Source organism: Promicromonospora kroppenstedtii DSM 19349, from assembly GCF_000515355.1.
In the GTDB taxonomy this organism is placed as follows: domain Bacteria; phylum Actinomycetota; class Actinomycetes; order Actinomycetales; family Cellulomonadaceae; genus Promicromonospora; species Promicromonospora kroppenstedtii.
In genome coordinates this window covers 210,210-218,909 of the sequence record NZ_KI911760.1, presented here as the reverse complement: position 1 = coordinate 218,909, position 8,700 = coordinate 210,210, and the positions used below count along the sequence as shown (strand labels likewise).

Annotated in this window: 8 protein-coding genes; 1 reads left to right on the top strand and 7 read right to left on the bottom strand. The window is 70.5% G+C overall.

Annotated elements, in window-relative coordinates:
* The 7 genes from PROKR_RS28275 to PROKR_RS28245 all read right to left on the bottom strand — a co-directional run.
* Positions 1-1,218, bottom strand: a 1,218-nt coding sequence (locus tag PROKR_RS28275) for a glycosyltransferase family 4 protein (protein WP_211240265.1), incomplete at its 3' end; no start/stop codon positions are given.
* A gap of 101 nt (positions 1,219-1,319) precedes the next feature.
* Positions 1,320-2,702: an ABC transporter substrate-binding protein gene (locus tag PROKR_RS28270; protein WP_036970534.1), complete on the bottom strand. Its 1,383-nt coding sequence runs from the start codon at positions 2,700-2,702 to the stop codon at positions 1,320-1,322.
* 49 nt (positions 2,703-2,751) lie between these two features.
* The gene (locus tag PROKR_RS28265) at positions 2,752-3,624 is read right to left on the bottom strand and encodes a carbohydrate ABC transporter permease (protein ID WP_036970532.1); all 873 of its coding nucleotides are present in this window, start codon (positions 3,622-3,624) and stop codon (positions 2,752-2,754) included.
* Positions 3,621-4,610: a carbohydrate ABC transporter permease gene (locus tag PROKR_RS28260; RefSeq protein ID WP_036970529.1), complete on the bottom strand. Its 990-nt coding sequence runs from the start codon at positions 4,608-4,610 to the stop codon at positions 3,621-3,623. The genes PROKR_RS28265 and PROKR_RS28260 overlap by 4 nt, the downstream gene beginning before the upstream one ends.
* A gap of 148 nt (positions 4,611-4,758) precedes the next feature.
* Positions 4,759-6,030: an ATP-binding protein gene (locus PROKR_RS28255; protein ID WP_036970526.1), complete on the bottom strand. Its 1,272-nt coding sequence runs from the start codon at positions 6,028-6,030 to the stop codon at positions 4,759-4,761.
* A 102-nt stretch (positions 6,031-6,132) separates the two neighbouring features.
* Positions 6,133-7,257, bottom strand: a complete 1,125-nt coding sequence (gene moaA / locus PROKR_RS28250; protein WP_036970524.1) for a GTP 3',8-cyclase MoaA — start codon at positions 7,255-7,257, stop codon at positions 6,133-6,135.
* A gap of 22 nt (positions 7,258-7,279) precedes the next feature.
* Positions 7,280-7,663, bottom strand: a complete 384-nt coding sequence (locus tag PROKR_RS28245; RefSeq protein WP_036970521.1) for a universal stress protein — start codon at positions 7,661-7,663, stop codon at positions 7,280-7,282.
* A 226-nt stretch (positions 7,664-7,889) separates the two neighbouring features.
* Between PROKR_RS28245 and PROKR_RS28240 the strand changes: the two genes are divergently transcribed.
* On the top strand, positions 7,890-8,700 hold an 811-nt coding region (locus PROKR_RS28240), incomplete at its 3' end, for an SPFH domain-containing protein (protein ID WP_036970519.1).

The window sequence follows — 8,700 nt, the reverse complement described above, 5'->3', positions numbered from 1 at the left end:
GCTCGGCAGGGACGGCAGGCTCGGCAGGGACGGCAGGCTGGGCAGCGACGGCAGCGTCAGGTGGGGCATCGACAGGTTCGGCATGCTCAGCCCGGTGAGGCCCAGGTTCGGCAGCCGCTGCATCCCGCGCACCCAGATGCGCTCCCGCACCGGCGGCGGCGGCACGTCGAGCCGGTCGTAGAACGTCTCGGCGCACGCGCGCCACGAGAACAGCTCGGCGTACCGGCGCGTCTCCTCGCGGGAGCACGCCAGGGCAGCAAGGCACGCCGCGCGCAGGTCGTCGTCGACGGCACCGGCGCCGGAGCCCGGGATCAGGTCACGCGGGCCCGGTGCGTCGAACCCGGCCACCGGCGTTCCCGACGCCATCGCCTCCAGGATGACCAGCCCGAACGTGTCGGTGCGGCTCGGGAAGACGAGCACGTCGGCGTCGGCGAAGTGCTGCGCCAGGTCGTCGCCCGAGCGGCGGCCCAGGAAGTGCGCCGCAGGGTAGGCGGCCTCCAGGTCGGCGCGGGCCGGGCCGTCGCCGACCACGACCTTTGATCCGGGCAGGTCCAGGTCGAGGAACGCCTCGACGTTCTTCTCCACCGCGAGCCGGCCCACGTACAGGAAGACGGGTCCGGGCAGGTCCCGGTAGACGCCGTTGCCGGTGGCGCCGGATCCGGTCGCGGCCGCCCGGCGGCGCGGGTGGAACTGCTCGGTGTCCACGCCGAGGCTCCACGGCGTCACGTTGCGGATGCGCCACTGGGTGAGCTGCTCGCGCATGGTCGGCGTCGCCACCAGGACCGCGCCGGACTTGTCGTGGAACTTGCGCACGTAGCGGTACCCCGCCCAGAGCGGGATCCACGACCAGCGCGCGCTCACGTACTCGGGGAACTGGGTGTGGTAGCTGGAGGTGAACGGGAACCCGAAGTGGTCGCAGACGGCGCGCGCGTACCAGCCGAGCGGACCCTCGGTGGCGATGTGCACGGCGTCGGGCGCGAACTCCAGGAACCGCCGCTCCACGTCGTCGCGGGCCATGATGGGCACGCGGATCTCGGAGTAGGTGATCAGCGGAATGGTGCGGTAACCGTCCCAGGGCGTGACCACCTCCACCGCGCAGCCCATCCGGCGCAGCTCGGCCACGGTGCGCGAGAGCGCCGTGGCGACACCGTTCACCTGCGGTTCCCAGGCGTCGGTGACGATCATGATGCGGTGCGGCCGATCGGTCGCTGTAGGCACGGCGTGATTCAACCACGTTCCGGCAGGGCCCAGATCCACCCCGTGCCTCGCGGGCGGCGGGGTGGACCTGGGCCTGCCGGCCACGTCGGCCGAAGGGGGCCTCAGTCCTGGGGGTCCAGGTAGGGCTCGACGTTCTCGGTGTACGCGGTCTCGATGCGCGGCGTGATCTCCTCGAACGCCGTGGCCGGGTCGGCGCCCTCGATGACGATCTGCTCCAGGGCGTCGTTCAGCAGCGCGTCGGCGCCGGGCACGAAGACGCGGACGTCGTCCTGCACGCGGGCCTTGTCGGCGAGCTGGTCCACCGCGGTGCGGAACTGCGGCGTCTCCTCGTAGGTGGCCTTCATGGTGTCGCTCTCCACCGCGGAGGTGCGCACGGGCATGTAGCCGGTGGACTGCGAGAAGGTCGCGGTGTTCTCGGTGTCGGTGAGGAACTCCAGGAACATCGCGGCCGCGAGCTGCTCCTCCGGCGTCTTGGACGACGGGATCGCCAGGCCGGTGCCTCCGGTCGGCGTGCCGCCGCCCTGCGGGCCGTCGGGCAGGTAGGCCGTGCCGACCTCGAACTTCGCGGCGTCGAGCGCGCCCTTCAGCGAGCCGGTCGAGCCGATCGTGGAGGCGATGAGGCCCGAGGAGAAGTCGGCCATGGCGTCGTCGGCCGACAGGGTGGCCACGCCGGACTCGTGGAACAGGTCGTGCACGAACTGGCCGCCCGCGATCGCCTCAGGCGTGTCGAGCGTGAGCTCGAAGCCGTCCGAGTACGCGCCGCCCTGGCCCCAGATCATGTTCTCGAACCACCATGCGCCCCACGACGGGCCGGTCGACAGGCCGAACGTCGAGCCCTTCTCGGGAACCTCGTCCTTCAGGGAGGCGTCCCACTCCTCGAGCTCGGCCCAGGTCTCCGGGCCCCGGTCGGGCAGGCCGGCGGCGTCCCACAGGTCCTTGTTGTAGTAGAACAGCGGCGTCGAGCGCGCGTACGGCACGGCCCAGTGCTGGTCGTCGTACTCGTAGTCGGAGTACAGCGCGGGCTGGAAGTCCGCGGCGTCGGCGTCGAGGAACTCCATGACGTCGTCGACCGGCATGATCTGGTCGTTGAGGTGGTAGCGGAACCACCAGACGTCCGAGGCGATGACCAGGTCGGGCAGCTCGTCCGTCTGCGAGGCGGCCTGGAAGCGCTGGGCGACCTCGTCGTAGTCGGCGCCCGCGGTCACCAGCTTCACGCTGATGCCGGTCTCGTCCTTGAACTCGTCGATGAACTGCTGCTCGACCTCCTGCGACGCGCCCGGGTGGTTGCTCCACCAGGTGATCTCCTTCGCGGGCTCGACCTGCGACCAGTCGACGGCCTCGGCCGACGGCTCGTCGGAGCCGCCGGCCGCGCCGACGCTCGGGCCGGCGCACCCGGCTGCGGTCAGGGCGGTCAGCGCGGCGAGCGCGGTGACGACGACGGTGCGCGGCCGCGCGGTGGCACGGCGGGCAGTGCGGTGGGACACGGGTGCTCCTTGGTTGTCTCTCTGAGAGTTCTCGGGGTGCGGGCGCTGGTCAGCCGGTGACGGCGCCGGCGGTCAGACCGGCGACGAGCCGGCGCTGCAGGACGAGGAAGACCAGCAGGATGGGGAGGGTCACGACGACGGTGGCGGCGAGCAGCACGCCCCAGTTCGTCATGCCGTCGGTGTTCTGCAGCAGGGTGAGCCCCACGGGCAGCGTCATCTTCGAGGGGTCGTCGACCACGAGGAACGGCCACAGGTAGTCGTTCCACTCGGTCACGACGGAGACCAGCGCGACGGCGGCCAGCGTCGGCGTGCTCATCGGCACCACGAACCGCCACAGCTTGCGCCAGTGGCCCGCGCCGTCGAGCTCGGCGGCCTCCAGCACGGTCCGCGGCAGCGTGAGGAAGTGCTGGCGGAACAGGAAGGTGCCGAACGCGCTGGCCAGCCCGGGCACGAGGATGCCCTGGTAGGTGTTCAGCCAGCCCAGGCTCGCCACGAGCGTGTAGTTGGGGATGATCGTGATCTGCGGCGGGATCATCAGCGTGGCGATCACCAGCCCGAACACGACCTTGCGGAACGGGAAGTCCAGGAAGACCAGCGCGTACGCGCAGCACAGGCCGAGCGCGACCTTGAGCCCCGCGCCGACGACGGTCAGGCCGATGCTGTTGACCAGCAGCCGCCCGAGCGGGATGGCGCCCGCAGCCTGCGCGTAGTTGTCCAGGTCCGGCTGCGCCGGGAACCACTGGAGGGGCACCTGGTACAGCTCGTCCGGTGCCTTGAGGCTCGCGAGCGCCATCCACAGCAGCGGGGCGCCCAGCACGAGGGTCGCGAAGATCATGGTGACGTAGCCGCCCAGCCGGGGCGGGCGCCGTCGTCGGGCGGGAGCGGTGGAGCCGGCGGTCTGCGGGAGCGTGGTGGCGGTCATGCGTAGTGCACCTTCTGCTGGACGAACCGCAGCTGCACTGCGGTGACGGCCAGCAGCACGAGGAACAGGATCGTGGCGACGGCGGATGCGTAGCCCGCCCGGCCGTTGACGAAGCTCTCCACGTAGATCGAGTACATGAGCGTGGTGGTGGACCCGAGCGGGCCGCCCTGCGTCATCGCCTTGATCGTGTCGAACGACTGGAGGGAGCTGAGCAGCATGGTCACGAGCAGGAAGAACGTGGTGGGCGTGAGCAGGGGCAGCACCACGGAGCGCAGCGTGCGTGCGGCGGAGGCGCCGTCGAGCGCGGCGGCGTCCTTGAGGTCCTGCGGCACGGCCTGCAGGCCTGCCAGGTAGATGAGGGCGACGTACCCGAGGTTCTTCCACAGGTAGACGACGATCACCATGACCAGCGGCCAGGGGCGGCCGGTGTACCACTGGGGCGAGGCGATGCCCACCCAGCCGAGCAGTTCCTGGATCAGGCCGTAGCGCGGGTCGAACATGAACAGCCAGAGGATGCCGACGGCGAACCCGCCCAGCACGTACGGCGCGAACGCGACGGTCCGGGCGATGCCGCGGCCCCGCAGCCTGCGGTTCAGCAGCAGGGCGAGGCCGAGGCCCAGCACCATGGCGCCGCCCACCGTCGCGACGGTGAAGACGAGGGTGGTCAGGACGATGCGCCCGGTGGTCGGGGCGGTGAACCACTCGACGTAGTTGCCGAGCCCGACGAACCGCGCGGTGGGGGAGCCGAGGTTCCACTGGAGGGTGGAGAGGTACAGGCTCTCGACCAGCGGCCGGTACACGAAGACCAGCAGCAGGGCGATGTTGGGGCCGGCCAGCAGGAGCGCCCAGAGCAGGGCGGTGCGGCGGCGGCCGGCCGCGAGGCGGCTGCGGCGCAGGCGCTGGGGTTCGGTGCGCTCGGGGGCGGCCGATCCGGCGTGCGGGGCGCCGGGGTCCTCCGGTGCCCGGGTCGTCGCGATGGTGGTCACGGCGGCGAGCCTAGAAAGGCCTCTGGGTGTTATGTCTGGTTTTGGAGCGCGGGCGGCCGAGGCTTCCGGCAACGTACACGCGGGCGTCCCCGGGGCGTCACCTGGGACGACGGGACGTCACGTGCCGGTCATGTCGCGCTGGTTCGGTTCAGGGGCCGAGCAGCGCGAGCGGGACAACGGCGACGCCGTCAGGCCGCCGGTATGCGAACTCGCCCGTCGTGACGACAACTCGATCGGCCATTCGGTCGCCGATCTGGTCGTGAAGCCAGTTGAGGTGACGCACGTCCTTGTCGGTGACCGTTGCGGCGAGCTTGACCTCGACGGCGACGACCCTCCTGTCCTCGCCTTCGACGATCAGGTCCACCTCGTGGTCGGTGTTCTTCGTGCGGAGGTGCCCGATCTGCGCGTCGATCGCTCCCGCGTAGACACGCACGCTCTGTGCTGTGAGCGATTCGAAGAGCGCTCCGAGCCAGGTGCCCGTCTGTGCCGAGACACGAGTGCCTTCGCCGCGCAGCAGTCCGGGCTTACCGACGCCGACCAGGCGGGCAGCGATCGCAGGATCTACCAGGTGGTGCTTCGGGGCGTGGGTGAGGCGCTTGAGGGTGTTGAATGTCGGTATCCACGCGGGGACCGGGTCGAGAACGAAGATTCGCTGCAGGTGCTCGCGGTAAGTATCGGCGGTAGCCCGTGTCGGCTTGTCGTCGTCTCCGGCTGTGGCCGCGTCGAGAATCGTCGTGTACGAGGCATCGGTGGCCGTCGCGGCACCGTAGGCGGCGAGCCAGGATCTGAGTGCGTTCGGTCGGCGCACGGTAATTCCGTTCTCGGGCAGCTCCCGTTCCGCGATCCGTGCCACATAACTGTCCAGCTGGACTCGCCGGGCGCGCTCCGGTAGATCTCGGATGCCAGGAAATCCAGACCGGAGGATCTCGTCGGCGTACGTCTGAAGGTCGATGGCGGTGCGACCGCTGATCTCGGGGTGTCCGCCCTGGAGCAACGCCTCGAGTGAAACGGTCGGTTCCTCCAGGCCACGTTCTGCGAATGCGAGGGGGCGCATCGGGAAGCTGACGATGCGCCCCGCCCCCGAGTGGATTCGCACTCCTGGCGGGACACTGGCCGACCCTGCCAACAGGAACTGTCCACCCTTGTTGTTGTCGTCGACAGCTCGACGCACGCGGTCCCAGACCGACGGTTCCAGCTGCCACTCGTCGATCAGCACAGGCGGCCGTGCCTGGACCACGTAGTCGGGGTGGCCTGCGAGCACCTCGCGCTGGCGAGGCTCATTGAGTGTCAGGACCGTCGCCGCTCGCTGGCTGGCAGTGGCCGTCTTCCCCACGCCCTTGGCGCCTTCCAAAGCGATCGCGGCCAGGTGAGGGAACAGGTCGTCGAGCACGTCGTCGACGATCCGGCGCTGGTATGCCATGGGCCCAACCTAGCAGGCGGACGACGTTCTATTGAGCATTTCGACGAGGTCCTACAATGCAGATGGACGAGCTTCTGCTGGGCATCTCGACGGGTCGAATCCTCAGCCGCCGATGGCGCCCATGCTGCGCTCCGTCTCGGCGAAGGCGTCGGCGGCCAGCTCGACGGCGTCGCTGCCGTGGGCGCGGGGCTTGGCCCACATGGCGGCGCGCCACGCGTCGCCCACCTCGTCGTCGGTGGCGCCGGCGCGCAGCAGGGACTTGAGGTCCGTCTCCTCGTTGCCGAACAGGCACGAGCGCACCGTGCCCTCGGCGGTCAGCCGGGTGCGGTCGCAGGCCCCGCAGAACGAGCGGGTCACCGAGGCGATGATCCCGACGGTGGCGGGGCCCTCGTCGACCAGCCACTCCTCGGCCGGGGCCGAGGGGTCCTCGCGGCCGGCGGGGGTCAGCGTGAACCGCGACCCCAGCACCTCCAGCAGGTCGGCCGCGCTGACCACGTCGTCGCGCGTCCAGCGGCCGTCGGCGTCGAGCGGCATCTCCTCGATGAACCGCAGGTTGCAGCCGTGCTCCACGGACCAGGCGAGCAGGTCGGCGGCGCCCGCAAGGGTCTCGGGCAGCAGCACCGCGTTGATCTTGACCGGCGCCAGCCCGGCGGCCAGTGCCGCCTGGATCCCCGTGAGCACGTCGTCGAGGCGGTCGCGCCGGGTCAGGGTCGCGAACGCCTGCCGGTCCACGGTGTCCAGGGAGACGTTCACGCGGTCCAGCCCGGCCGCGACCAGCGCGTCGGCGCGCTTGTCCAGGCCGAGCGCGTTGGAGGTCATGGCGATGCGTACGCGCTGGTCCGCGCCCGCACCGAGATGGCGCATGGCGTCGTCCGCGGCGGTCCGGGAGGCGCCGATGATCTGCTCCAGGTCGCGCCGCATGAGCGGCTCGCCCCCGGTGAACCGGATGTCGCGGATGCCGAGGTCGCGCACGCCGATGCCGACGATCCGGCCGATCTCGTCCGGCGTCATCAGCTCGTCGCGCGGCACGAGGGGTAGGCCCTCGGCCGGCATGCAGTAGGTGCAGCGCAGGGAGCACGCCGTGGTGATCGACACGCGCAGGTCGTGCGCGACACGCCCGTACCGGTCGACCAGCAGGGGCGTCTCGGGGCGTGGTCGCCCCGCCGGAGTGGCCGCGCGCCGGGGCACGCCTCGCACCGACGGGATCCCGAGAGTCACAGCGCTCATCCCATGAGGGTAGTCCGCAGGCTCAGGCGTAGCTGGCCTTGACCACGAGCACCGGGGCGGGGGAGTCCAGCAGCACCTGCTGCGTCGTCGACCCCACGAGGAAGGTGCCGACCGTCGAGTGCTTGCGCGAGCCGATCACCACGAGATCCGCGGACACGGCCTCGGCCTGGTCGACGATCGCGTCGGCGACGTCTGCCTGCTCGGCGCGGAACACGATCGGCGCCACGGAGACCGTGCCGGGCACGGTGTCGAGCAGGTGCGCGAGCGACGCGGGGACCTTGGTGTCCGCCTGCGGCGTCAGCACGAGCACGGCCAGCTCCTGGCTGCGCCGTACCGCCTCGGCGACGGCCGCACGCATAGCGGCCTCACCCTGGGGTGACTCGTTGTACGCCACGAGGACGGTCATCGGTCCCTTGCACCTCCGGACAGGTTCGCCGGGTTGTCACCCTGCGGTGAAACTCTCTCACATGTCCGGTCCACTGGCAGGCGCCGGACGGCCCGTGGGACGGCCTCAGGACGTCCCGGGCACCGAACGCGATTCCTTTTCGTTTGCCGGGACGTACCGGACTTGTAGGGTCCGAGTGCTTGGGGCTTCCGGGCGAGTGTCCGGGTGGAGAGAAGAGGAAGACGTCATGGGTCTGCTGGACAAGATCAAGGGCGAGCTCGTCGACATCGTCGAGTGGCTCGACGACACACGGGACACCATCGTGTGGCGGTTCCCCCGCTACGAGAACGAGATCAAGATGGGCGCCCGGCTCGTCGTCCGCGAGTCCCAGACCGCGGTCTTCGTCAACGAGGGCACCATCGCCGACGTGTTCGAGCCCGGCACCTACACCCTGGAGACCCAGAACCTCCCGGTGCTGTCCACCCTGAAGGGCTGGAAGCACGGCTTCCACTCGCCGTTCAAGGCCGAGGTCTACTTCGTCAGCACCCGCCAGTTCACCGACCTCAAGTGGGGCACCAAGAACCCCGTCATGATGCGGGACCCGGAGCTCGGCATGGTGCGCGTGCGGGCCTTCGGCGCGTTCTCCGCCAAGGTCTCCGACCCGCGGCTGCTGCTGCGCGAGCTGGTCGGCACCGACCCCCAGTTCCGCACCGACGAGGTGCACGAGTACCTGCGCCAGAACGTGGTGAGCCACTTCGCGAGCGTCCTCTCGTCGTCCGGCATCCCCGTCATCGAGGTCGCCGCGCACCACGGTGACCTCGGCGACCAGCTCGCCGCCCGGCTCACCGAGGAGCTGTCGACCGACCTCGGCATCGCCGTGCCGAAGTTCGTCATCGAGAACATCTCGCTGCCGCCCGAGGTCGAGGAGGCGCTCGACAAGCGCACCTCGATGGGCATCGTCTCGTCCGGCACCGTGGGCAGCATGGCCGCCTTCCAGCAGTTCCAGGCCGGCGCCGCCATGGAGGCCGCGGCCGACGGCGGGGGCGGCGCTGGCGCCG

Coding starts and splice junctions, on each gene's coding strand:
- PROKR_RS28265 (WP_036970532.1), bottom strand. CDS start 3,624: ATGACCGCCACCACGCTCCCGCAGACCGCCGGCTCCACCGCTCCCGCC.
- PROKR_RS28255 (WP_036970526.1), bottom strand. CDS start 6,030: ATGGCATACCAGCGCCGGATCGTCGACGACGTGCTCGACGACCTGTTC.
- moaA (WP_036970524.1), bottom strand. CDS start 7,257: ATGAGCGCTGTGACTCTCGGGATCCCGTCGGTGCGAGGCGTGCCCCGG.
- PROKR_RS28245 (WP_036970521.1), bottom strand. CDS start 7,663: ATGACCGTCCTCGTGGCGTACAACGAGTCACCCCAGGGTGAGGCCGCT.